The organism is Shewanella goraebulensis (assembly GCF_030252245.1).
Lineage (GTDB): Bacteria > Pseudomonadota > Gammaproteobacteria > Enterobacterales > Shewanellaceae > Shewanella > Shewanella goraebulensis.
In genome coordinates, this window is the sequence record NZ_CP126972.1 from 2,204,166 (window position 1) to 2,228,023 (window position 23,858).

Genomic DNA, 23,858 nt, shown 5'->3' on the forward strand with positions numbered 1-23,858 from the left:
TTATCATGAGAACTTGCTAATAGAGCGAAATAATTTTTATGAACTTGTATCAATTTATTTACTGGTTAATACCAGGTTTTTGTCACAATACCTTAACAGTCTCGTCGTTTGATTGTCATTGAGTTTGCGTAGCTTACATGAAATTTTTATAACAAGTACGCAACAGGAACGAACATGAAAACAGCAGTTTTACCTTTAGTCGCAATGATGTCTGTAATGACTTTATCAGCGTGTGATGGCGATGATGGCAGTAATGGACAGGACGGCAGTAATGGAATCAATGGTCAAAGTTCATTATTACTAGCAAATGAGCTACTGACTGGACATGCACAATGTCCTTTTGGCGGACAACAGATTGAGACTGGCTTGGATGTCAACGGTAATGGAATACTGGATGTTGACGAAATTGATTCTGCACAAACTCAAATCATGTGTCATGAGCAACAAGGTGCATTATCAGCAGAATTAGTTGGACGTTATCAGTCTGGTATTTTTGGACAAAGTGCTGCTGAAATTGTTGATTACCATACACAAAGTAGACTTGTTTTTGTGGTTAATGCTCATAGCGGCCAGGTTGATGCGTTAGATATTTCAGTGCTATCTACAGAAGGTGATAACACTGTAATGACAGCTGATGATATAGCAGCGACTAATTTAGATAATTTAACTAAGGTGTTTAGTTTAGATGTAGCTACCGATGTAGAAATAACAGGCTTAGGTAATGTAAATAGCATCAGTATATATGACGACTTGTTAGCTGTTGCAGTTGAAAGGGCCGATGAGTTAAGGAATGCGACTCAAGGCAATGGCGTTATAGCCTTTTATCGATTATCAGCAACAGGAGAAGCCAGTTATATTAAAGCGGTTACCGTTGGTGCTTTGCCAGACAACCTCGTATTTAGTCATGACGGCGCTCTTGTCATCGTAGCAAACGAAGGTGAGCCCAATAGTGATTATAGTGTTGATCCACAAGGTTCAGTTGCCGTAATTACAATTGCTGATAATAGTCCTGCAGATAGTGCGACAATCATTGATTTTAATGACTTTGATGCTGGTGGTACGCGCCATGATGAAATGAGCGAATTGATTAAGTTAAATGGTCCTGGCGCTTCGGTATCACAGGATCTTGAGCCTGAATATATTGCTGTTTCATTAGATAATAAATATGCCTATGTTAGCTTGCAGGAAAATAACGCCATTGCGGTGATTAATTTAACTGATAATACTGTTGAGCAGATTAATGCCCTAGGTCTTAAGCATTATGGTGATGTAGGAAATGAAATTGATGCAAGTGATAAAGATGATGCTATTAATATCCAAGCTTATGAAGGTGTTTATGGTATGTATCAACCAGATACGATCGCTTCTTATCAATGGAATGAACAAACATTTGTGGTCAGTGCTAATGAAGGAGATGCCCGTGATTATGATGGCTTTTCTGAAGAGGCACGAGCGGAAGATTTACTCTTAGATGCTAATCATCCTCAAGTCGCTGCAGCTCAAGATAAAACGCAATTGGGCCGACTAAAGGTGACAACGACAATGGGGGATGATGATGGCGATGGAGATATGGATAGAATCGTTTCTTATGGTGCTCGCTCATTTTCTATTTGGACTCATGATGGTCAATTAGTCTTTGATAGTGGTAGTCGATTTGAGCGTATTACCGCTGCAATTTTAGCTGACAACTTCAATAATCATAATGAAGAAAGTAAAGGTGACAGTCGAAGCGATGATAAAGGACCTGAGCCAGAAGCATTAGCTATTGGTCAAATTGCAGGTAAACAATATGCATTTATCGGCCTTGAGCGTACGTCTGGTTTTATGATTTACGATATCAGTAACCCTTTTGATGTTCGATTTGTCGATTATGTTGTTAATCGTGATTTTGATATTGAATTTGAAATTGACGGCAGCGACATTTCTGGTCAACCAGAATTAGCAGGCGATCTTGGCCCAGAAGGAATGAAATTTGTTAGCCCTGAAAACAGTCCAAATGGTTTGCCATTATTGATAGTTGGCAATGAAGTGAGCGGAACGACGAGTGTTTATCAACTATCTTTTGCGCAATAAGTATCTAAAAGCATTGGTATTACAGTCGTTAACGATTATGCCGTAATTGAGGCGTCCATTTGGTTAGTCAAAGGTCAATATTGATTTATTGGCCTTTTTACGTTTCAACTTAGTAAATCTTGTCCTTTTAGGTCGCTAACACACTAATCGAAAACAATAATTATGTTTCTGTACTGATAAAGATGATTTTTTTCTGATTCAGATCATGTATTCTGTCATTGTGTGACTAAGTTAACTATTTGGTAAGGGAGTAAGAATGGCAAACATAGACAGTCATAGTGTGCTAACCGGCGACCATGTCATTTTAGAACCGCTAAGTATCGATCATGTTGCTGCTCTTAGTTTAGCAAGTGCAGATGGCAACCTTTGGGAGTTATGGTTTACCTCGGTTCCACACCCAGACGAAATGAAAGCTTATGTAGAGAAAGCGCTACAACAAGAAAAACAAGGTGAGTCATTAGCGTTTGTGGTCAGGGATAAAACTTCAGGTGAAATTATTGGCTGTACTCGAATTTGTCATTGGGATCAGCCTAATCGTCGTCTAGAGATTGGCTACACTTGGTACGCTAAACGTGCCCAACGGACGTCAGCCAATACCGAAACCAAGTTATTGTTATTGGATTATGCTTTTAATACGTTAGATGTCATGGCAGTGGAGTTTAGAACACACTGGCATAACCAAGCATCAAGACAAGCCATAATGCGCTTAGGTGCTAAACAAGACGGTGTGCTGAGAAACCATAAAATTCTTAAAGATGGCACAGTAAGAGATACGGTTGTGTATTCCATTATTGATACTGAGTGGACAACGGTTCAAAAGCATTTAAAGCACCGTTTAGATTATTATCGTCAGCAATATGCTAATGCGATGCTTAATACAGAAATAAACTACTAACTAAAACAAGTAATTAAATATCGTTAGCCTTGTGAATCTAAGGTAATGATTGTGTTGTAGAAATAAAATACGTAAAGGAAATTTCATGGGCAAAAAAGGATATATGTTATCTGCCGCTGTGTTGATGACAGCAAGTTTTCAGGCAAGTGCGCAAGATAAGGCTGAAGCGGCGTTTAGTAATGAGTTAGTTCAATGTGCAGCTTATTATGAAATTGCCTCTGGTGTGATCATGGGAATGGATGCGCCGCAGATGCAAGCTGTGGGTTCTCGATTAAAAACCTCAGGTGAAGAAGCTGAAAAATTAGCTGGGCAATATATGGCAGCAGATGCTGTGACAACCGCAGTCGCTGAAGCCAAAGAGCAACAGATTGCAAGTTTAGGTGGCTCAAGTGGTTTAGGCCCTTTAATGGGAAAATATAAAGATCTATGTAAAAAAGTCGTCTTAGATCCGCAATCACGCCTAGAATATTGGGCTATGGTTACTATGTAATATCAAATATAAAGCCGAACGAAATACGTTTGTTTTTTAATCATTTACCCCATTAATTGAATAATTAATGGGGTAAATTTTTATCTGGGTTTTATCGCTAAATCGTATTTTTTTGCTATTCGATTGAGTCGACCTGATGCCCTTAAATCAGACAACCATTTTTGCAATTTAGCTTTAGAAATTACAGCTTTGGGGTTTAACAAAATACTATGAGAATATGTTTGATCTAATTTCTCTGAAATTAGCAGGTTATCTCTGATTTTTGGATACATTTTAATGTAATGCTGCAGGTAAGATAAGGTGACAGGGGCAATGTCAGCTCTGCCTTTTAATACGCTTTCAATCGATGCTCGGTTAGTATGTACAAATTGAATATCAAAATCGCTCATTAGATCTTGTTCATTGTTATTCCACTGGGCAAACTGATAATGATAACCGCTGACTAAACTGAGTGATTTATTTTCAAAAGTATCAAAGTACTGCTGATCTTTTACCCCATCTCTAAGTGTTATAAACACTTCGCCATCAACAATGTCTAGAGGAATAAATTCGGCAGTGAAGCTTTTCCAGCCCCAAATAGGACTTTCAAAAAACATCATATCAAACCGTCCTATATCGTAGGCTTGGTAGCGATTCTCGATACTTGTATTAACAAATTGAAACTCAACTTCTGTTTGTAGTTCATTAAATGCTGCAACTAAATCAATGGTAAAACCTCGAAATAGCCCTTCATCAGTCAAATTAACATAAGGGGCAAACAAATATCCTCCAACATTAATAACAGGTTTAGCTTGTGCTGGAGTGATTAGAATTATGAGTGCTGTTATTGTAGAAAAAATCTTGTTCATATGCTCAAAAGTAAATACGTCAGTGAAACGACACTAGACAAAAAAATGACTATGCAACAAATGTAACACTTTTGCATTACAAAAAGAATACCCACTAAGTGAATGTGGGTATGTGGTTATGACTAATGAACCTAGTTGTTAATGCAAAAAGCAGGACTAACATATTATAAAAAAGTTTTATGAGTTTTATAACTTTACTTAAGTATAATTATGTATATTTTTTAGTGAGTTAATAAAGAGAAGGTCGATTGATTTCAAAGATGCTACTTATATTCAATGTATAAATGTCATCGCTTTTAAAGCTGTTTAAGATTGGCTAGCTTGAAAATTATAATGACAATTTACAGTGTAAGTACAGTTAAGATCTTGGAGTAGAAGGGCTATTTTTGTTGCCATTTACCTGCGGCAGTTTGAATGTAATGATTTTTATCCGCAGCTGCGATTGCTTTTTTTGCCGCTCTATTCGCCACATCAGCAGTTGAGAGTTTATTCTTCTTGGCTATTTTTTGATAATGCTGTTTGCGTTTATTGTTAACTTGCAGCATTAATGTTTTAGCTTCAGAATTATTAACGACTAAGCCTAAATATCCATTAGTTTGCTCGCCAACTAAGCCTTGTGTTTTAGCTTGTTGTAGTGTCATAGCATAGGCATTTACAGACATTAATAGCCCTGTTAATAAGGCAATGATGGGTAACTTCATAATGTGATTTCCTTATTAATTAAAATAACTCGTCATCTTCTAATAGTATGTCGAGTTCTTTATCAATTTTAATGATGATTTCATGCTCGATTTTTACATTGAGGTTAATCTCAATGGGTTTATCGGGTGGTGCTATTTTTACTGTGGGTGAGCACGCTGAGATCATTAAGGTGCTGGCACACATTAGTAATAAATTATTAATCGAATGAGTTTTCACTGAGTCGTCCTTACTGCTTAAAAGTCATTAAATAAATTGCTTCAATAATTCACGTTTAAATGTTCTGTTCAAGTATTCATTTAACGGAACGTTCTATGTCATTTTGCAGTTGGTTTCCAATTTGAGTACTTTTGTACAGTTGAAATAAGTTCTCTTCATGAGAGTAGTTCAAATGTATAGGCCTTTCAATATCTTCGCTTTTCCCTTTAACCTGAACTTTGAGAAGTGCATCACCGTTGTCTTCCATATCAAAGCTACTGCTCAATTGGCTATATTCTAAATGTTCAAGAGCTTGCACTACAAAATCTAAGTATGGCTGTGTGGTTCTAATTTGTTCAAGGGCTGGGTTGTTAGAAACTTGAATGAGCCCGCCAGGTTGTCTAGCTGCTAAATGACCTCCTTTAATCGTCACTTTCCCATCGACTAAAGAGGCGGGTAACACGCCGTCAAAAATACCGTCTGCGTATACACCAACCTGAGGTTGTGCCGCTAATAATGCCTCTAAACTGATGCCATTTAAAACAAAATAACCTTCTGATTGATCATGCAACTTTACATAAAATTCTGGTACTAAGAATTCCCCATCTAATAAATCACCACTCGCGGTTAAATTAATGTCAGTATCACTGAGTCCACTAATTTCTTGTAACCAATTTTTCGCTGCAATTTCATCATTCTTTCCTAAGGAAATATTGGCGTTGAGCTTGATGTTTTCAAGGTTAATACCGACATAGGCATCAGCAATATTTAGCTCAGCTTTTTGACAAAGTAGACGGCTTTGGCTGTAGGTAGTTGGCTGACTAGGCTTGCTATGCACTTGCTGCCAGTTAAATTGGCAGTCAGAGGTTAAGTTAGCATCATAAAAGAAGTTATCATTATATTGCGCATCTAATTGACTTAGTTGTTGCTCAAACTTCATTTCAAATAAAGACACACCTTGACTTTCATTTAATGCAAAACCGGCATTTAGCTTGTTATGCCCCGAAATCGTTAAGTTTTCAGGTAGCATTTGAGTTTGTCCCAGTGTGCTGATCACCGAGTGCAAATCAGTATCAACCTGCCATTGGCCAGCTAACGATACTGGCACGCCTTGTTGAGGTAATCTTAATAAGTGATAACTTGATAAATTGAGCTCATCCAGTTGCCAGTATTCTGTACCCGTTAATAACTGTTGCTGCAAAGCTAATGTTTGTTTGAGTGTCACATCGTCAAGACGTAACACTTTATAACGTCTAAGCTTTGATTTAGAGGGAATAAGCTTATCTATACGAACGTCGCTTAAATGCCAATCTAATTGAGTTTGATTGGTTTGCGCGAGTATTTGTTCAATTAATGGCTGCTGTTCATTGTCGGTTTCTGAATCATAATCAGCATTAGAACGGGCTAACAGTTCAATATTTTGTTGCGCATTAATCTCAAATTGTCCTAAATGAACCTCAAATTTTTCTGTTGTTAGCTGTTTTTCGTCGTTTACCGTATAAGCAAACGAGTCAAAACCAAGCTTGAAATCAGCTATGGTGAACTTTGATTCTGCCTCAGTGGACGAGATTATAGAGGATTGCTTACTTATTGGGCTTAACGGTTTCGTTAAGCTAATGACTGATTGCTTTTCAAGTCGCCAGTGCAATTGATCAAAAACCAATGAGTTATGAGACAATTGCATATGAAGTTGCTGTGTTTGAACTGCCGACTGGGGTAATAAAATCAACTCAGCCAAATGGTCTTTAACTGACATTTTTGCACTTAGGTTTATTTGTGAACCAGCAACAAAAATGCTGTTATTTACCGACTCTGATTTGTGTGGCTCAGTTAAGCCATGACTTATTTGATGGTTAGTTTTTTTAGCCGTTGCAAGATTTTTAGCGGCTATTAAATCAAAAGTTTGATGTTGATTAATAGTAAGGTCTAGTTGAGAGGTTAATTGTAAAGCACCCCCATCATTTTCAGTTATATTATTAATACTAGAGATAGGCAAACTAGTTGCAGATAGTTTGTTTATTTTCAATGTCGAAGAGGCTATAGGGTGCGCAATAGAAAACTTAATATCAGTTTCCATGACATTAATTAGTGACGGAGTATTCAATGGCATTTCAATAGTCAGCGGCTGTTCAAGCGCTAATGACCAATCAATTTCTTGTTTAAGTTCTGCAAGAAATGGCTGCAGTTGATGATTAATCTCTGGGTCATCTAATAACGCGATAATATCTGTTAATTGCCGCTGATTGGTACTAATTTGCCACAAAAAAGGTTGAAGATTAAACATCAGAGTCGCAATTGATTTTTCCTGTTGAGGTGTTGGTACTTTATCAGGCGAAAGCTCTTTTTCAGGCGCGTAAATTATTGAAAAAGCCAATGTATCCTCGGGTGAAAAATCAATATTTGGCAGTAACTCACTGCTAACCATTGGGATAAAAACTGATTGATTTACAATTTGCGCTTGGGACGATATTGGAATAATTTGGTGTTGGCTAAGGATAGAACCATGAATCAAATCAAGTTCAGTTTGACTTTTCCATTTGCCATTAACCATTAATTTTAAATCTTCGATGGGTCCTAAAATAGTTTCTATAGCATCAATTAGCTGTGGTTTCTCAGGCTTTATAATTGAATTGTTATCAGCTGAATTAGCACTAGGTTGATGAGACAGGTTATCTTGCCAGGCGATGTAAAGTGCTTGATTTAAGCCTGACAAAGCTGAAATTAGCGTCGCTATATCTGATTGATGATTTAAGACCCACTGCGTTTGCTTCATCTTTAAGTCAAACAGCGATACCGATTGCTCCATCAAACTTAGCTCACCTGACAAGGTATGTTTAATGTCTGAAACTTTTGCTTGCTCAAGCTTTAGGTTATGAGTTTGAATAATCGGGAATGGTATTTTTGCTTGAAGCGATTTAGGTAGGTAAACACTGATATTATCTAACGATATTTGCGGGATTTGATTTAAGCTTAAACCTATATCACCGGAGTTTTCACCTTGCTCTTGGCGAGTGATAAAACTTTTTCCTAATGTGACGTTTATATCGCCAATGTGCAACTCGCGGATATCTTCAACAGATAATGACATGCTCTTTAGGGTATTGTAGCCATCCTTTAAATCTAATCTGATATCTTGAAGTTCTATTAAACTATCTTGATAGCGCATTTGTAACCAAGGCAATGATAGTTGGTTTAAATCGCTAAGCTTATATTTGCTAAGTTCTGTGACATCAATTTCGACATCTTTGACTTCAACATCTATAACCTCAATATTGTAAGGCAGAGTTAAGGAGTTTACGAAATTGAGCGCGATAGGTCTGAAGTTTTGTTGGAGCAGCAGTAGACCTAATGCGATTAAAAAAAAGCAGAATAAAAATAATCGTTTAACAGTAAAAATTCGAACTGCCATTAGGGTTTTATGTCTTTTAAGATATTGATTTATTTGATTGAGCAAAGGATAACATAGCTTAACTATAATGGCTCCGTGTCATTGATATTTGATACTGAAGCATTTGAATTCCAGCAAATTTATGGGCTTGATGATAGAATTTGAAGCTGGCTAACTTCGATTTAGCTACAGTTTTAGTTTTAGTTTTAGCTTGGATAAAACCTACTGAGTGGGCTAGACCAAGCTAAATCAAAAATCGACATGAGACTGAGTCTGGCTTAAGCCCAACGAATATGAGTGGTGAGGGTATGACTTCCCCCAGGCGCTAATTGTACTTCATCTTCGAGGACATTCGCTGCTTCGTGGCACACCATGGTTAAGTAGTCATTATCATTAAAGCGCGATAATCGCTGAGATTTATCAATCCACGGATTCCAAAGCACTGCAGACAGACTGTTCTCACGACTGACTTCAATAGTGCCATTTGGAGTATGTAACAGCTGTTTGTTGGCTAAATCTGTATAGACGCGGTCAGTTTCTCGAGTAAAGCTGACTTCATCACCGTCTTGCTGATATGGGCCTTTACCAAATTCAATATATTTTGACCCGCTAAAGCCAGTGGCTTTTAAATGATGTATATCTTCAATAGGAAAATAAGTATGTAATGCTTGGGTAAGGTTAATTGGATAGTCGCAGTTGTTTTTATTCACAATGCTGACTGACAATGATTCACCAAGGGTAAACAGCACACTCACTTCGGTATCGTGAGGCCAATATTGTTTGTTTTCTTCGGTAATTTTTAGGGTGAAGATTAAATCAACCAATTGGTTACGCATTTTAACTGATGCTAAAGACCAGATACTGGTACGGGCAAAACCATGTTGCGGATAACCTTCAATGGGGTTTGCTCCAAACCAAGGCCAACACACGGGAATACCACCACGGATCCCATTACCAGGCTGGTAATCATCAGCTTCAGACACCCAAAGCAATGGTGCTTTGTTTGCTGGTTTAAAAAAATCTATTTGTGCGCCCTGAAGAAAAATACTCGCTTGGCATAAATCAGTATTCACTTCGACATAATCTAAACCGTTAGGGTGTTTTTTAGTGGTAACCGAACCCATAATGCGCTGTCCTTATGTGAGATTTTATTGTGTATCTGATACTAGCTTACAAATTTTTTACTAGTAATTTAAGGGGCTAACTCTTTGTTATTACGGTTTGAGTGTTTGATAAATGACATAAACTGAATCAATTAACATCGTCTAAAATGAAGAAGGCGATTATTAGCAGGCATTTCGATATCTGATTCTAATCTTAAGCCCTGTTCTTGAGCCAATTTTATGACCCATTCAATATCACGAATGCCACTTTCAGGATTGTTTTGTTTTAACCATTGATCAAATGACGCGTTGCTGTCACTGCTAAACTGGCCTTGATAGTTAAAAGGGCCATATATTACAACATTTGCAGTTGTTGATAACGCTTGTCCTAAGCCATTAAAGAAGGCTTCAACCATCGCTTTACTCATAATATGTAAAGTATTTGCGCTGAATAAACCATCTAGCATGGGAGATATTCTACTTGTAGGCCAATCAAGGGTCACGTCTAGTCCAAAAGCAGGTAATAAATTAGGACTGCCGACTAACTCAATTCGAGCGTTTAAGTGGGTTAAATAACTGTTTTGATCGCTGGCTTGCCAAGTTAAATGGGGCAGGTTAGCGGCAAAGTGAACGCTATGTTGACCTGTGCCGCTACCGATTTCTAATACCTGCTGGCTATCTGAAAAAATATTCTTTAACTCAGCAAGTATTGGTTCCTTATTGTTTTCACAGGCTTGAGAAAACGGCAATTGCGAAACATGACTTAAGATAGGTCTACCTTTTCCATTTCAAGTTGCTGTAATGCAATAACTGCTTGCGTGCGATTTCTAACACCTAATTTACGGAAGATAGCCGTAGCATGAGCTTTGATTGTCGCTTCAGAAACACCAAAGTCATAGGCAATTTGTTTATTGAGTAACCCTTCAGCAAACATCTGTAAAACGCGATATTGTTGTGGAGTTAAGTCAGATAACTTGCTGGCCATTTGACTGGTTGGATCGTCATTGACTTCAAGTATTTCAGTTCCTTCTGGCAACCAGATATCACCATAAAGCACTGCGTCTAGCGCTTCTTTTAATGTATCCATCGAAGCAGATTTAGGAATAAAACCTGAGCTGCCATAATGTATAGCGCGGCTGATAGTCTGAATATCTTCATGGGCTGAGATAACAACGACAGGAATATCTGGATAATGGCCTCGAAGGTGAATTAACGTCGAGTAGCCGTGAGAGCCAGGCATTTGAAGATCAAGTAAAATCAAATCAAGATCAGTTTCTTTATCATCAAGAATTTTTTGCAGCGCATCGGCACTGTCTGCTTCAAACCAATTAGTACCTTGAAAAGCATTATTTAATGCTTGTCTTAAGGCATTACGGAATAAGGGATGATCGTCAGCAATAATAATATTTAAATTTTGTAGCTTCATGGCTTTTTAGTTGTCTTGGTTGCACGTGAAGGTAATTTTAATGTAACAGATAACTTGGTTATCGATCCACGCTAAAATGCAAGAGTATAACGAAAACAGTTAAATAATATTATGAGTTAGACTTTGGTCTAGTATTGATGCAGCATTCTGGCAAAATCCAAAATTATTAACTGCTTGCGAACAGTTGCAAGCAGTTAATCTTTGGCTTGTTTTATGAACAATAGTGTAAAACGAACATCTTCAATTGTTGTTAACTAATACTACAAGCAACGAAAGGAATAATTCATGTGCTTTCGGATTGTAGTTTTGTTAATCACTACCACTGGTTTGTAAGTTGGTATTTACTGGCCAAACTGGAATCGGATTTCTTTGTTCGTCCACAGCCACAAAAGTGAACACGCCTCTTATGGCATGTTCACGTAAGTCTTGGTACATGTCTTCGACAAATATATTGACCTCAACTTTTAAAGATGTGTTACCAACATGAATAACCCGTGCGACGAGTTCGGCTAAACTGCCTGCCGGTATCGCTTTTTTAAAATCAATTCGATCAGAACTGACTGTCACCAAGGCTTTTCGGCAAAAACGGGTCGCAGCAATAAAGGCGGTTTCATCCATCCATGCTAATGCATCTCCACCGAATAAAGTGTTGTGATGATTAGTGTTTGACGGAAAAATTGCTTTAATCACTTTTGCTTCAGATTGATCGATTCTGTCACTAATTTCTTTTGGCAATGATGGATTTTCTTCTGGTGATACATTACTGGTAAAGGGCATTCAACTACCTAATTGTTATTTTTAGTACTTCTAGTTGGAGGCCGGATTATACGGATATGTGATTTAAATAGGTAGAGTAGATAAACAGACTTATTCATTTATCTTTATCAAAAGCAAAACGAATAGAACAAACATCATACCAAAGAGATTTCTAATAATTAGTGATGATGTTAGCTGTAGATTTTTACTGTTGTTGTTCAGTGCTGGAGCTAAGAGCAGGTAAAGTCTATATCGCTAAACACAGGGTTAGGTGTGAGGACTTTAACGGACTTAATCTGTTCTATCTCAACAATAACCTGAGAGTTATCATCATTTATAGCGCCTTTGATTACTTCCTTTTTATTACCGTTAATTTCGGTGAAACCAGTATCAAAAAATTGGCCGTTAATTACCGAGTTATCTAACATGGTTAACTCTACTTGGTATTGATATAAACACATTATTTCAAGATAATCATGTAAGTCACACCTGAGCATAATGCTTCCTTTACAGTCTTTGGGGATTCAATTATTGGCATCCTAGACGGGTGGCATACCAGACTTAGATATTTGCTTGGTCCTTAATAACGTAATACTAAGGTGCTTACTTCATTACCTATGCTGGTTAAAATGTATAACCTATCAAACTCACTCTTTTCATTAATATCTTCACCAGCATTTCCGCCTAAGTGTGTCACCAGTTTTGGCGTGGTATTGCTATGGCCAACAACTAAGATATGCGATTGAGAACTGGATTGAAGTTTTGATGCAAAAGCTGCTAATTGACGTGGGTCGTAATGCGTTAAAGGGATCGCAGTGAGCTCAGAAGTCGGCAGGGCTGTTAATTTTGTTCTTTTGTAATCAGTACTATAAATCGCAGATAATGGCACAGAAGAGAGTATGTGAGCGAGCCGCTTAGCTCTTTGCTGGCCTTGTTGAGTTAACTCGGGATTATCACCTTTTTGTTTCTCTGCATGGCGAACTAAAATGTAAGTCTTTTTTTGCTTATCTGAAGCTTGATTAATTGAGTTTTCCGCAGCGATTAAACCGCTACTGAACATCATGATACTTAATACTGTTATTAATCCAAAGGTCATCAATAATCCAGTGATATACCTTCGGTTAAGTTGTTTTTTGTAGTTGCTATCCATGTTGACTTCCACGTTTTTATTGTAATTATTTTTGTGATTTCATTGATTAATCTGCTAGATAATACTCTATGGTTGACACCACTCTCACACGTTTAATGTGCGGGTTATTTTTATCTCTATTGGAAATACTAAATTGACCTTGGGAAGCACGTTTAATTTTGCCTAGCTGGCTTTGTGAGTCAGTAGCAAACTTTTCAGCGACTAAGCGTGCATTATTAGTGGACTGTTCAATCATTTTCGGTTTTATTTCGTTCAAGCGGGTAAAGATGTATTCAATCTGCGCATCGTAATTGTTTTGCGAAAAAACGATCCCTTGTTTACCTAGCTGAGAAAGTGTCGGCATTGCAGCGCGCACCTTATCTATATCTGTAGAGTAAACGGTAATAGTTTGTAATGCGGTATAACGAAATTCTACGGTTTGGTTACCGCCATATTGTTGAGCTAACTTATCTGTAATGGTTGGTGCTGAAATTGAAATTTCGTCAGTACTAATGCTATTTTTTATCAAAAAGTCATTAATGAGAACGTTTTGCTTATCAACCTGCGCGTATAAATCTTCTAACTTATTGCTTGCTGCCGTGTATTGGATTGGCCAAATAACTACATCAGCAGGGTATTCGTTTTCAGCGAGCCCTTTTACGGTGACGCTTCGATCAAGTAATTTGTACTCAATGATGGCCTGTTTGAGTGACAAGCCTAGTACTGATAAGCCAATCAAAAGCAAAAAACCAAGAATGGCGGCGCTGGTTTTAGACTGGGTATTTAGCGTGCTGTTCACTAGATATTCTCCTGTAGCCTTCTTAATCATTTACTTGAGTCGATTTAAGTGTTGGGCGATAGAATCTATAACTGTGGGTGATTTTATCTGGCGAAATTTAACGTCAACCTAACACTTTATCGTTAAAGACCTTAGCCGTAAGTTGACGTCTTAGTCAACTTTTTAGGTTTTTAGGTTAGTTAATGCACATTGAAGTGCTAAAGGAATAAAGGATTATGATTAAATTTAAGTATCGAGTATTACCTTTGATAGCCATCAGTTTTATTTTGATAAGTCAGGTTTCTTTTGCCGAAACATATCAACATGCTGACTCATTTGAGCCTTTTACGGTTGAATATGATGCGGAAATTGATTTTAAAGTGGTTAAACAATTGGCACTGCAAGTCAGACGTGATCGAAAGCTTGTGTTAGGTTAATTAAATCAATCGATTGAATATAAAGGCACACCAATAAAAGAGCCATTGTTGGTCATTATTTCGAAAACCAAACGAAACCCTTATCAAGATTGGAATACAATTCATATTCCAGAAACTCGAGTATTACAATAGGTGGCAAATCAAGAGCATAATGGCATGGCACTTATTCATGAGTTAACTCATGTGTATGCCGTGAGTTATCAACCCAAAAAAATTAAAAATGGTTATGAAGATTGTTTTTATGGTGATGGTTTAGCTGTTTTGTTACAGCACCGCTTTGGCAGCAAACCTGAATATCCTAATTTTGGTATTGATTAATATCCTCAGATTACAAAATTAGTGGCTAAACACGGACAGTTAATTCCATTCTCTAAAGCAGAAGATGCTAGACATGAAACTACAGCAGGAGTTGAAAGACAATTAGCTTAAGTGCAAGAAGGTGCATTTACTCAATTCTTGATTGAAAACTCTTAGCTATGAATAGTGGGCTAGATGCTTATTTTAAAATCTATAAGGTCAGGGTGTAAAAGAGGTCACAGGTAAAAGCTTTGGGAAATTAGAGCAAGAGTGGATCGCAATGGTTAATCTATTTAATTAATTTTTGATGCTCAGTGTTTAAGAGATTGGAGGACAATGGCTGTTGCCCTCCAATCTCAAATATCTAACCTATCTTATAATCCAATTGAACGGTTGATTTTGCTTTAACAGGTTTACCATCAATGAATTTAGGGGCATAGCGCCAATGCTTAAGGACTTTAATACTTTCCTTTTCAAAAGCTTCACCACCTTCAGATTTAATGACTTCAGGTTCTGATACAAAACCTTGTTCATCGACAACAAAGCTTAATTGCACCATGCCTTCGGTACCTCGTCTTGCTTTGTTGATTGGATACTTAGGGTTTACACGGTAGATAGGTGTTTGTTGCTGTTCTTCACTCCAAGGCTTCATGCTTCCAATTGCTAAGCAATGTTGAGTGGCAAGATCTGACTTTTCTCTTTCACTATACATGGCAACTAAACGTGCATGCGCTGCCAACTCATAAGGGTGAGTATAATCCAGAGCTTGGTATTGATTGATTACTTCCAGTAATTCAATTTCAGCTTTGTCATATTTTTTATCTGCTAGATATACTGCTGAACTTTCAAACCTCGAGTTTACTAGGACTGTAGAGTCTGCAGGAAGTAATTCACTATAAATTTCTTTGGCTTGCAATATATATTTACGAACTTGCTTCTTATCATATTTGGTTTGAACAAGTTTAGAATAACTTGCAGATAGCGTATGGGCGTACAGAATTGGCTTGTCACTGTCATCAGCAATTGCTCTAGCTTCTGAGAGTAATGTTTTCGCAAGCTTTAAGTCTTTAGTCTTATCTGCATAGGTTAAAAGGGGATCAACAAGTTGCACACTACCTTTACCAAAGTGGGCTTTATATAAGACTAAAGTGTTGGAAAAATATGGTTCAGCCTCATCAAACTGATAATTATTAGCGAGCGAAATGGCAAGATTAAACCCAAGGTTAGCTGTATCTATACTTGTTTCACCGTAAATAACTTTGCCTAAGTCATAAGCTTGCTGAGCTGATTTTGCTGCTTGCTTTGTATTGCCTGCTTCAAAAGCGACGTTATAAGCATGGTAAGCTTTTTTGAATCCTTTCGGAGTTGCACTTGATTGCGGAGAAAGTACTAAACTGCCTAAAAACAGGCTGACATAACTTAATTTAATTGTATAACGATTCATTCCAATCCTTTGAATATTACTTATCGATCCCATGTTGTATTAGAGAAGCTTAACCTTTGCCTTATTTCATAACAATATAATTTACTCATCATAGTCATAAATCTACTTGCGCTAAATGCTAGCTGTTGCGTTATTGAAAAACTCGACAATAATTATAATTAACATTCGCTACTTTTAAATCGTTTGTAGAGTAAACACGGCACTTCAAGGATGAAACATGTCACTAGCAGGATTGCAGTTTATTGAAAATATCACTATTGGAGATTCTCTAGCTTATTGGCGAAGAGTGATTTTTAATCGAATTTTTGGTTTGTTAGCTATTGTCTGTATCCCCGTATATTTCACGAGTATTTACCTGTGCATTCAAGCTAATCTTTACTCTATGGCAGTATTCGACACTATCGTCTATGCCATCTTGCTGTTTATCATTTATGACAAAAACCTCACTGATAGGGCTCGTTTTAACATTGGCTGCATGTTGGCTTTCAGTATTGGGCTCGGTTTTTTAATCGCCATAGGGCCAAGTGGTGCTGGGTTCTTCTGGTTGTTTATATTTCCACCACTAACCTGCATTTTACTTGGTAAAGTAGCCAGTAACTATGCGCAACTCATAAATCTTGTTTCTCTTGTTTTACTGGGCATTGCTTTTCATTTAAATTTTCACATCTGGCCAAAAATTGAAGGTTATAGTTCGATTATATGGGCCGTAGTTGTGATAAATTTTATTGCTACCAATGCCATAGTGACTATGTCTATTGCCTTCTTATTAGGCAAACTATCGCATTCTTTAGAAAGCACTTTAACATCAAGGCGTGCTACGGTTATCGGTTTAGCTAAATTAGCTGAATATCGTGATAACGAAACTGGTGCGCATTTGTTGAGAATGCAGCGATACGCAGCAATGTTAGCCACCCAAAGATACAGCGAGTTTGACGCGCCAAAAGAACTTACCGTGTCTTTTATTGAAGAAATCACTTTGTCTTCGGTATTACATGATATAGGTAAAGTTGGTATTGCCGATGCTATTTTACTTAAACCTGGCAGACTAACCCCTGAAGAGTTTGAACAGATAAAAGCTCACCCTGTGATTGGCGCTTCAGTTTTAAATAGCCTGACTGAATACGCACCAGATTGTAATTTTATCAAAATGGGACGTGATATTGCTGGTGGTCATCATGAGAAGTGGGATGGTAATGGGTACCCTAAAGGCGTATCAGGTACTGATATTCCTCTTGCTGCGCGTATCGTTGCCTTAGTTGATGTGTATGATGCGTTAACTTCACCTCGATGTTATAAAAAGCCCTTTAGCCATCAAGATGCCGTTAAGTTAATCATTGAGGGGAAGGGCAAACATTTCGACCCTAAACTAGTAGAAAGCTTTATGGTAATAAACCATTTATTTCAGCAACTCTCATTGGCATCAATTGAAGAGGATGCAATCAATGTCAATATTGCCTGAATCAAAACTCACAAAGTTTTATAAACTTATTATCAGCCAACAAAAAAGCCAGTCATATTCATGACTGGCTTTCATTTTATCTGTTTCGAAAGTTTACAAAACTCATGCAAGATAAGTGCGAATGAGCCTATGGTATTTTAAAAAGTACTTTTTAAAGGTGCTTTTTAATTAACATATATAGGTCTATTTGCTTAGCAGCACTTTTCGGTCTTTTGAAGCCTGAGCTAAATCACGTAGAAGCTTTTCAGAGTCTTCCCAGTGTAAACAAGCATCGGTAATACTTTGGCCATAAGTTAAAGGCTGACCTTCTACGACTTTTTGATTACCTTCAATCATAAAGCTTTCAGCCATAATACCAGCAACAGCGGTGCTGCCACTGCGCATTTGTTGCATGATGCTGTCGGCAACGTTTAACTGGTTTTTATGTTTCTTTTCACTGTTACCGTGACTAAAATCAACAACCATACGTTGCGTGACACCTACTTTTTCAAGTTGCGCACGCACGACTTCAACATCTTCTGCTGAATAGTTTGGCTTTTTGCCACCACGTAAAATGATGTGACCATATGGGTTACCGTGAGTACGGTAAACTGCCATTGCGCCATCTTTGTCCGGAGAATAAAAAATGTGCGGAACTTGCGCTGCACGAACGGCGTCAACTGCAATATTGATATTACCGTCAGTACCGTTTTTAAAGCCTACAGGACATGAAAGTGCTGATGCCATCTCGCGATGAATTTGGCTTTCAGTTGTACGAGCACCAATAGCGCCCCAGGTAATTAAATCAGCTATATACTGACCATTCACCATGTCTAAAAACTCGGTTGCGATAGGGAGTTTTAATTCAGTAATTTGTTGCAGCAAGTGGCGAGCCATTCTCAAGCCTTTGTTTGGACTAAAGCTACCATCCAAATCAGGATCCGAAATGAGTCCCTTCCAACCTACGATAGTGCGTGGTTTTTCAAAATAGACACGCATTACAATGCATAAGTCTTCTTTTAGCTCATGATGTAATTTGGCAAGACGCTGAGCATATTCTAATGCCGCTTCTGTATCGTGAATTGAGCAAGGACCGATGATAACGAGTAAACGTTGATCTTCGCCTGCAATAATGGCTTCAACTTCACGACGTTGCTCAACTAAATAGTCAGCAGCATCTTGGGTTAATGGATATTCAGATGCGAGTTGCGCAGGTGAAATTACCTTACATAAAAGTGAGGTACGTAGTTCATCAGTTTTAATTGTCATTCATTTTACCGAGCATGTTTGCGATGAATTAACATCATATTGCTCGGGATTATAACTAATTAGCCAGCGTTAGACACGCTGAAATCGAGTTAGATATAGAACAAAAGCAGTCAAATTGGAATAAGTTAGCCGAAAATGCGGTGTTATTATCATTTTCGGCCATTCAAGCAGTCGTTATCGTTTTGAATCGATAACCATTGCGGCTTAAAACATGTGACGTTTTAAGCCTGTGATATCAAGAATTTTTGCCGAAATTTCTTCTACCGAATGGAAAGTAGTGTTGACAAAAGGAATGCGCTCTTTCTTATACATCATTTCAACTTCTTTCACTTCAATTCGGCATTGCCTTAATGAAGAGTAGCGACTATTTTCCATGCGTCCTTGACGTATTTCATGCAATCGATTTGGATCAATGGTGAGACCAAATAACTTCGATTTATTGCGTTTTAATGCTTCAGGCAATTTTAAGTTATCCATATCGTCTTCAGTAAACGGATAATTGGCAGCTTTTATCCCAAATTGCATCGATAAATACAAGCTTGAAGGGGTTTTACCACAACGTGAAACACCCAGTAAAATGATGTCGGCTTTATCCATGTGCTTCATGGTTTGACCATCATCGTTCTCCATTGTGTAATTTATCGCTTCTATCCGAGAGTCATAGCCCAAGTTACTTTTACCATGAGTTCGGTTCATCACCGGCTTCGCTTCTATACCCAATTGTTTTTCTAACGGGCTAACGAAAGTGTTCAAAAAATCATAATCCAAGCCTTCGCTGGAATAAATAATGTCACGGATTTCATGTTTGACGATTGAATGGAAAAGTATTGGTCTTTCGCCTGTTGTAATAAAACAATCATTAATTTGTTGTTTAACCTTCTCCGCTTTTTGAGTTGTTTCTACAAATGGAATTGTAAGTGCCTCAAATTCAACTGGAAATTGTGAAAGCACTGCATGTCCAAATACTTCTGCAGTGATTGCAGTCCCGTCTGAGATATAGAATACTTTTGGTGCCATTATGACCTCTTGTAGTAATAAAATTACAAATAAAATTATAGATTTACGTCACTTGTGTGGGAGTGTAGAATGCCGCTGCCCTCGTGTGAAGGGGCCATCGAAATAAACTTGTGGAGAGATAACTGTGCAGCAATACATACTCTGGTATCAAGAACTAGGCATGGGTGATGTTAACAAGGTTGGCGGCAAGAATGCGTCACTTGGTGAAATGATCAGTAACCTAGCAAACGCAGGCGTTCAAGTTCCAGGCGGATTTGCTACAACTTCTCATGCGTTTAATGAGTTCCTAGAGCAAAGTGGTGTTAACCAGAAAATTTTCGACATTCTAGCAACTTTAGATGTTGATGACGTTAATGAATTAGCGAAAGTTGGTGCACAGATTAGACAGTGGGTTATTGATACCCCATTTCAACCAGAACTAGAAGACGCGATTCGCGAAGCTTACGAGCAACTTTCTAGTGAGACTCAAGAAGCATCATTTGCAGTGCGTTCATCAGCAACAGCTGAAGATATGCCAGATGCATCTTTTGCAGGTCAACAAGAAACTTTCCTAAACGTTAAAGGCTTTGATGCTGTACTACTTGCTATCAAGCACGTTTATGCATCGCTATTTAACGACCGTGCAATTTCTTATCGTGTTCACCAAGGTTACGAGCATCAAGGTGTAGCATTATCTGCTGGCGTACAACGTATGGTACGTTCAGATAAAGCATCATCAGGTGTGATGTTCACTATGGACACTGAATCAGGTAACAACGACGTTGTCTTTATCACTTCATCATTTGGTTTAGGTGAAATGGTAGTGCAAGGTGCCGTTAACCCTGATGAATTCTACGTGCACAAACCAATTTTAGCGCAAGGGCATCAAGCCGTTGTGCGCCGTAATATCGGCAGTAAGTTGATTCAAATGGTTTACTCTGACGATGCTTCACATGGTAAGCAAGTGAAGATTGAAGATATCCCAGCTGAACAACGCAGCATTTTCTCAATTAATGATGAAGAAGTGATGGAGCTTGCAAAGCAAGCTGTCATTATTGAACAGCATTATGGCCGTCCAATGGACATCGAATGGGCCAAAGATGGCAACGACGGTAAGTTATATATCGTTCAAGCGCGCCCAGAAACAGTTCGTAGCCGTGAAGATGTTCAATTAATTGAGCGTTACCATTTAAAAACCAAAGGTGATGTTGTTTCTGAAGGCCGTGCAATTGGTCATAAAATCGGTACTGGTGTGGCTAAAGTGCTTGCATCTATCGAAGACATGGATCAAATCGAGCCAGGTGATGTACTTGTCACTGACATGACTGACCCAGATTGGGAACCAATCATGAAGCGTGCAAGCGCAATCGTCACTAACCGTGGCGGCCGTACTTGTCACGCTGCGATTATCGCACGTGAACTTGGCGTACCGGCTGTTGTTGGTTGTGGAGATGTCACTGACCGTATTAAAAATGGTCAAGTGGTGACAGTATCTTGTGCTGAAGGTGACACCGGATTCATCTATGACGGTAAGCAAGAGTTTGAAGTTATCACTAACCGTGTTGACTCATTACCAGATTTACCAATGAAAATCATGATGAACGTGGGTAACCCTGATCGTGCATTTGATTTTGCTCGCCTGCCAAACGAAGGTGTAGGTCTAGCGCGTCTTGAGTTCATCATTAACCGCATGATCGGTATTCACCCGAAAGCATTGCTTGAGTTCAACTCACAGCCTGCTGAGCTTCAAGAAGAAATCAACGAGATGATTGCCGGTTATGAATCACCAGTTGAATACTATGTTGCTCGTCTTGTAGAAGGTATCGCGACTATCGGTAGCGCATTCTACCCTAAGAAAGTTATCGTACGTATGTCAGACTTTAAGTCTAACGAATACGCTAACCTTGTTGGTGGTGATCGCTACGAGCCAGAAGAAGAAAACCCAATGTTGGGCTTCCGTGGTGCTAGCCGTTATATCTCTGAGTCATTCCGTGACTGTTTCGCACTTGAGTGTGAAGCGATTAAACGTGTTCGTAACGATATGGGTCTGAAGAATGTAGAGATTATGATCCCATTCGTACGTACTGTTGATGAAGCTGCTCAAGTCATCGAATTGCTGAAAGAGCAAGGCTTAGAGCGCGGAAAAGACGGTCTTCGCGTTATCATGATGTGTGAGCTACCTTCAAATGCATTGTTGGCTGACCAGTTCTTAGAGCACTTCGATGGTTTCTCTATCGGTTCTAACGACTTAACTCAGTTAACTTTGGGTCTTGATCGTGACTCAGGCATTATCAGTCATTTATTCGATGAGCGTAATGATGCGGTTAAAGCATTACTATCGTTAGCGATAAAAGCGGCTAAAGCGAAAGGTGCTTACGTGGGTATTTGTGGTCAAGGCCCATCTGATCATGCCGACTTTGCACAATGGTTAGTTGAGCAAGGCATCGACACCGTATCACTTAACCCTGATACCGTAATCGACACTTGGTTATACCTAGCTGAAGAACATGGTTAAACGCTTATTAATTTGGCTATTAAGTTAGCTAAATGACAAAAGCCGCTTAATTGCGGCTTTTTTGTGTCTGTAATATTTGTTTTGGGCATGGTGTTTCTTATCAATAGCGAGTAGCTAGATGCAAATTGAGATTAATAAATAAAGGATAGAATCATATGGCTGTAGCTAAAATCATAAATTGTCAGGTTGCTTACGAACAAAAAGAGAGTTTTAGCCACAGACAAAGTCAATTGGGCTTAACCGCATCTTGTGAAGGGTTCATTGCCCAGTTAGGTGGCTGGGTGCAAGAGGAGGGTGAACAAGTTAGCGAGGAATATAATTCGGTCAGTTACAATCAAGCCGTTGTGATTGGGTTATGGCAGTCACAGCAAGATTTAACTGCTTTCATGGAATTTACTCATGACAACATCATTGAACAAAACCAGCAAACGTCAACTTACATAGCATGTCAGGTTAATCGACAACAGCATGTGTTAACAATGGGCTTAAAAGTACTGAATATTCCTGAGATACAACTGATAAGCATGGTTACTTGCGAAGGTGCAATTGATAAACAAAATTTTATCAATGAGCAGAAGGAATTTTGGATTCCTACATTACAAAAACAACCTGGGTTTGTTGGTGGGGATATTTGGCAACCAGAGAAAAAAACCAATAAATACCTTGTATTGACATATTGGTCGTGTGAACAAGGTTATGAGACATATAACTTTGAAACTTTGCCGAAATTAACTCAAGTGCTCAATCAAGAAAACATCACACAAGTCTCGGCTCAGAATATCTCGAGTAAGAAACTCTCGCCTCGGAAAGCCACGAGTAAAACAGTATTAGTCGAACGTCGATGGGACGTTATAGCGGGATAAAATACGTCTAAATCGAGGTTAGAGGTTAGTGGTTAGAGGTAACAGCCACTCAATATATGAGTCATTATGTATGAGGCATATCAATCGCGTTATAAGCATCGATAATGTGCTGCACTTCTTGTTTCCGTCCAATCTGTATTCGTTGATAATGGCTTAATGTTTTGTTGAGGTAACGACGAGATATACTTTGTTTATCTTCAATGTTATTAAACCAAATTTGCTCTCCTACTGCAGATATTGCATGAGAAGTTTTATGTTGCTTGGGGTTTAACGAGTCAGTGGTACAAGCCGGTTTTGAATCATTAGCAACTAATAGAATTTCATAAAAACGTTTGTTGTCTTCAACCAGACATTCCTGTTTTAAGCTGAAATCTAGCGAAATGAGGTTCTGTCTTAAACTATATTGATGATGAACAGGGCAAAATAAAAAATCGATCTTCAAATTAGCATGCAGCTTTTGAATACTATTGATAAACTCAATCATTAAATCACCTCCCACACCTGCAATGATAACCAAATGCTTACCACAATATTTATCTAAAGGAAGCTTTGCTACATCCATACAGTGAGTAAACCAGTTGGATGTAACAGCAGGATTAAGCTCTGAGCTTAAATCAAGTTTAATTAATTTTTGCTCGAGTTCATTCATTAACTCAGCAACGATATCAACAAAGTGAATATTTGGGGCCGCTTGACGTGTGAGTAACGACCCTCCTAAAAAACCATGATCGCAACAACAATCCCAAATATGATCGTAACCATGCATGACCATATTATCTATTTGTTGTAATCTTTTACTGAGTTTCATGGAGGGAT

The 23,858-nt window shown here is 38.3% G+C and carries 23 protein-coding genes; 8 read left to right on the plus strand and 15 right to left on the minus strand.

The features are described 5' to 3' along the window. Nucleotides 1-174 precede the first annotated feature (174 nt). From QPX86_RS09210 to QPX86_RS09220, 3 genes are all read left to right on the plus strand, one after another. Nucleotides 175-2,073 (plus strand): choice-of-anchor I family protein, encoded by a 1,899-nt coding sequence (locus QPX86_RS09210; RefSeq protein ID WP_285164993.1) that lies wholly within the window; start codon nucleotides 175-177, stop codon nucleotides 2,071-2,073. 256 nt (nucleotides 2,074-2,329) lie between these two features. Then, nucleotides 2,330-2,968 carry a GNAT family N-acetyltransferase gene (locus tag QPX86_RS09215; RefSeq protein ID WP_080915900.1) on the plus strand — a complete coding sequence of 213 codons (639 nt, stop codon included), beginning with the start codon at nucleotides 2,330-2,332 and terminating at the stop codon, nucleotides 2,966-2,968. Between the two features lie 85 nt (nucleotides 2,969-3,053). Then, nucleotides 3,054-3,458: a hypothetical protein gene (locus QPX86_RS09220; RefSeq protein ID WP_247663187.1), complete on the plus strand. Its 405-nt coding sequence runs from the start codon at nucleotides 3,054-3,056 to the stop codon at nucleotides 3,456-3,458. A gap of 80 nt (nucleotides 3,459-3,538) precedes the next feature. Here the strand turns inward: QPX86_RS09220 and QPX86_RS09225 are convergent, their stop codons facing one another. The 11 genes from QPX86_RS09225 to QPX86_RS09275 form a co-directional block, all read right to left on the minus strand. After that, nucleotides 3,539-4,306: a substrate-binding periplasmic protein gene (locus tag QPX86_RS09225; protein WP_220755466.1), complete on the minus strand. Its 768-nt coding sequence runs from the start codon at nucleotides 4,304-4,306 to the stop codon at nucleotides 3,539-3,541. 380 nt (nucleotides 4,307-4,686) lie between these two features. Continuing rightward, on the minus strand, nucleotides 4,687-5,007 hold the full coding sequence (locus QPX86_RS09230) for a YdbL family protein (protein ID WP_220755465.1): 321 nt from the start codon (nucleotides 5,005-5,007) through the stop codon (nucleotides 4,687-4,689). Nucleotides 5,008-5,026: 19 nt separating this feature from the next. Further along, nucleotides 5,027-5,191, minus strand: a complete 165-nt coding sequence (locus QPX86_RS09235) for a YnbE family lipoprotein (RefSeq protein WP_220755468.1) — start codon at nucleotides 5,189-5,191, stop codon at nucleotides 5,027-5,029. 109 nt (nucleotides 5,192-5,300) lie between these two features. Further along, the gene (locus QPX86_RS09240; protein ID WP_285164994.1) at nucleotides 5,301-8,612 is read right to left on the minus strand and encodes a YdbH domain-containing protein; all 3,312 of its coding nucleotides are present in this window, start codon (nucleotides 8,610-8,612) and stop codon (nucleotides 5,301-5,303) included. Nucleotides 8,613-8,869: 257 nt separating this feature from the next. Further along, entirely contained in the window at nucleotides 8,870-9,715 is an 846-nt protein-coding gene (locus tag QPX86_RS09245; RefSeq protein WP_285164995.1) for a D-hexose-6-phosphate mutarotase, read from the minus strand. 131 nt (nucleotides 9,716-9,846) lie between these two features. Then, nucleotides 9,847-10,443 carry a class I SAM-dependent methyltransferase gene (locus tag QPX86_RS09250; protein WP_259651399.1) on the minus strand — a complete coding sequence of 199 codons (597 nt, stop codon included), beginning with the start codon at nucleotides 10,441-10,443 and terminating at the stop codon, nucleotides 9,847-9,849. Between the two features lie 14 nt (nucleotides 10,444-10,457). Then, nucleotides 10,458-11,120: a response regulator transcription factor gene (locus tag QPX86_RS09255; protein ID WP_220755462.1), complete on the minus strand. Its 663-nt coding sequence runs from the start codon at nucleotides 11,118-11,120 to the stop codon at nucleotides 10,458-10,460. A 309-nt stretch (nucleotides 11,121-11,429) separates the two neighbouring features. Then, the gene (locus QPX86_RS09260; RefSeq protein ID WP_220755461.1) at nucleotides 11,430-11,897 is read right to left on the minus strand and encodes an acyl-CoA thioesterase; all 468 of its coding nucleotides are present in this window, start codon (nucleotides 11,895-11,897) and stop codon (nucleotides 11,430-11,432) included. A 209-nt stretch (nucleotides 11,898-12,106) separates the two neighbouring features. Then, complete coding sequence (locus tag QPX86_RS09265; RefSeq protein WP_220755460.1) at nucleotides 12,107-12,373, minus strand: Rho-binding antiterminator; 267 nt, start codon at nucleotides 12,371-12,373, stop codon at nucleotides 12,107-12,109. Nucleotides 12,374-12,456: 83 nt separating this feature from the next. After that, complete coding sequence (locus QPX86_RS09270) at nucleotides 12,457-13,026, minus strand: SixA phosphatase family protein (protein ID WP_220755459.1); 570 nt, start codon at nucleotides 13,024-13,026, stop codon at nucleotides 12,457-12,459. A 46-nt stretch (nucleotides 13,027-13,072) separates the two neighbouring features. After that, nucleotides 13,073-13,834: an SIMPL domain-containing protein gene (locus QPX86_RS09275; protein WP_285164996.1), complete on the minus strand. Its 762-nt coding sequence runs from the start codon at nucleotides 13,832-13,834 to the stop codon at nucleotides 13,073-13,075. 185 nt (nucleotides 13,835-14,019) lie between these two features. On the opposite strand from QPX86_RS09275, the gene QPX86_RS09280 reads away from it, so the two are divergent. Together QPX86_RS09280 and QPX86_RS09285 are read left to right on the plus strand one after the other, a co-directional pair. Continuing rightward, nucleotides 14,020-14,220, plus strand: coding sequence for a hypothetical protein (locus tag QPX86_RS09280; protein ID WP_220755457.1), 201 nt, complete (start codon nucleotides 14,020-14,022; stop codon nucleotides 14,218-14,220). A gap of 156 nt (nucleotides 14,221-14,376) precedes the next feature. Continuing rightward, the gene (locus tag QPX86_RS09285) at nucleotides 14,377-14,538 is read left to right on the plus strand and encodes a hypothetical protein (RefSeq protein ID WP_285164997.1); all 162 of its coding nucleotides are present in this window, start codon (nucleotides 14,377-14,379) and stop codon (nucleotides 14,536-14,538) included. 343 nt (nucleotides 14,539-14,881) lie between these two features. Here the strand turns inward: QPX86_RS09285 and QPX86_RS09290 are convergent, their stop codons facing one another. Then, entirely contained in the window at nucleotides 14,882-15,961 is a 1,080-nt protein-coding gene (locus tag QPX86_RS09290; RefSeq protein ID WP_285164998.1) for an energy transducer TonB, read from the minus strand. A gap of 217 nt (nucleotides 15,962-16,178) precedes the next feature. On the opposite strand from QPX86_RS09290, the gene QPX86_RS09295 reads away from it, so the two are divergent. Further along, the gene (locus tag QPX86_RS09295; RefSeq protein ID WP_285164999.1) at nucleotides 16,179-17,420 is read left to right on the plus strand and encodes an HD-GYP domain-containing protein; all 1,242 of its coding nucleotides are present in this window, start codon (nucleotides 16,179-16,181) and stop codon (nucleotides 17,418-17,420) included. Between the two features lie 183 nt (nucleotides 17,421-17,603). Here QPX86_RS09295 and QPX86_RS09300 read toward each other — a convergent pair whose 3' ends face one another. Next, nucleotides 17,604-18,668: a 3-deoxy-7-phosphoheptulonate synthase gene (locus tag QPX86_RS09300; protein WP_220755453.1), complete on the minus strand. Its 1,065-nt coding sequence runs from the start codon at nucleotides 18,666-18,668 to the stop codon at nucleotides 17,604-17,606. A 204-nt stretch (nucleotides 18,669-18,872) separates the two neighbouring features. After that, nucleotides 18,873-19,685 carry a posphoenolpyruvate synthetase regulatory kinase/phosphorylase PpsR gene (gene ppsR / locus QPX86_RS09305; protein WP_220755452.1) on the minus strand — a complete coding sequence of 271 codons (813 nt, stop codon included), beginning with the start codon at nucleotides 19,683-19,685 and terminating at the stop codon, nucleotides 18,873-18,875. A 124-nt stretch (nucleotides 19,686-19,809) separates the two neighbouring features. On the opposite strand from ppsR, the gene ppsA reads away from it, so the two are divergent. Together ppsA and QPX86_RS09315 are read left to right on the plus strand one after the other, a co-directional pair. Next, nucleotides 19,810-22,179: a phosphoenolpyruvate synthase gene (ppsA, locus tag QPX86_RS09310; RefSeq protein ID WP_285165000.1), complete on the plus strand. Its 2,370-nt coding sequence runs from the start codon at nucleotides 19,810-19,812 to the stop codon at nucleotides 22,177-22,179. Between the two features lie 155 nt (nucleotides 22,180-22,334). Beyond that, nucleotides 22,335-23,042, plus strand: coding sequence for a DUF4937 domain-containing protein (locus QPX86_RS09315; RefSeq protein WP_285165001.1), 708 nt, complete (start codon nucleotides 22,335-22,337; stop codon nucleotides 23,040-23,042). A 64-nt stretch (nucleotides 23,043-23,106) separates the two neighbouring features. Here QPX86_RS09315 and QPX86_RS09320 read toward each other — a convergent pair whose 3' ends face one another. Next, nucleotides 23,107-23,850, minus strand: coding sequence for a tRNA (adenine(22)-N(1))-methyltransferase (locus tag QPX86_RS09320; protein ID WP_285165002.1), 744 nt, complete (start codon nucleotides 23,848-23,850; stop codon nucleotides 23,107-23,109). Nucleotides 23,851-23,858 lie beyond the last annotated feature (8 nt).

Bases quoted from the DNA above. Each gene is read 5' to 3' on its own strand.
- QPX86_RS09270 (WP_220755459.1), bottom strand. From the start codon at position 13,026: ATGGATAGCAACTACAAAAAACAACTTAACCGAAGGTATATCACTGGA.
- QPX86_RS09315 (WP_285165001.1), top strand. From the start codon at position 22,335: ATGGCTGTAGCTAAAATCATAAATTGTCAGGTTGCTTACGAACAAAAA.
- QPX86_RS09215 (WP_080915900.1), top strand. From the start codon at position 2,330: ATGGCAAACATAGACAGTCATAGTGTGCTAACCGGCGACCATGTCATT.
- QPX86_RS09245 (WP_285164995.1), bottom strand. From the start codon at position 9,715: ATGGGTTCGGTTACCACTAAAAAACACCCTAACGGTTTAGATTATGTC.
- QPX86_RS09240 (WP_285164994.1), bottom strand. From the start codon at position 8,612: ATGGCAGTTCGAATTTTTACTGTTAAACGATTATTTTTATTCTGCTTT.
- QPX86_RS09235 (WP_220755468.1), bottom strand. From the start codon at position 5,191: ATGTGTGCCAGCACCTTAATGATCTCAGCGTGCTCACCCACAGTAAAA.
- QPX86_RS09285 (WP_285164997.1), top strand. From the start codon at position 14,377: ATGGCACTTATTCATGAGTTAACTCATGTGTATGCCGTGAGTTATCAA.
- QPX86_RS09280 (WP_220755457.1), top strand. From the start codon at position 14,020: ATGATTAAATTTAAGTATCGAGTATTACCTTTGATAGCCATCAGTTTT.
- QPX86_RS09220 (WP_247663187.1), top strand. From the start codon at position 3,054: ATGGGCAAAAAAGGATATATGTTATCTGCCGCTGTGTTGATGACAGCA.
- QPX86_RS09255 (WP_220755462.1), bottom strand. From the start codon at position 11,120: ATGAAGCTACAAAATTTAAATATTATTATTGCTGACGATCATCCCTTA.
- QPX86_RS09320 (WP_285165002.1), bottom strand. From the start codon at position 23,850: ATGAAACTCAGTAAAAGATTACAACAAATAGATAATATGGTCATGCAT.
- QPX86_RS09230 (WP_220755465.1), bottom strand. From the start codon at position 5,007: ATGAAGTTACCCATCATTGCCTTATTAACAGGGCTATTAATGTCTGTA.
- QPX86_RS09290 (WP_285164998.1), bottom strand. From the start codon at position 15,961: ATGAATCGTTATACAATTAAATTAAGTTATGTCAGCCTGTTTTTAGGC.
- QPX86_RS09225 (WP_220755466.1), bottom strand. From the start codon at position 4,306: ATGAACAAGATTTTTTCTACAATAACAGCACTCATAATTCTAATCACT.
- ppsR (WP_220755452.1), bottom strand. From the start codon at position 19,685: ATGGCACCAAAAGTATTCTATATCTCAGACGGGACTGCAATCACTGCA.
- QPX86_RS09210 (WP_285164993.1), top strand. From the start codon at position 175: ATGAAAACAGCAGTTTTACCTTTAGTCGCAATGATGTCTGTAATGACT.
- QPX86_RS09265 (WP_220755460.1), bottom strand. From the start codon at position 12,373: ATGCTCAGGTGTGACTTACATGATTATCTTGAAATAATGTGTTTATAT.
- QPX86_RS09260 (WP_220755461.1), bottom strand. From the start codon at position 11,897: ATGCCCTTTACCAGTAATGTATCACCAGAAGAAAATCCATCATTGCCA.
- QPX86_RS09300 (WP_220755453.1), bottom strand. From the start codon at position 18,668: ATGACAATTAAAACTGATGAACTACGTACCTCACTTTTATGTAAGGTA.
- QPX86_RS09295 (WP_285164999.1), top strand. From the start codon at position 16,179: ATGTCACTAGCAGGATTGCAGTTTATTGAAAATATCACTATTGGAGAT.
- QPX86_RS09275 (WP_285164996.1), bottom strand. From the start codon at position 13,834: ATGATTAAGAAGGCTACAGGAGAATATCTAGTGAACAGCACGCTAAAT.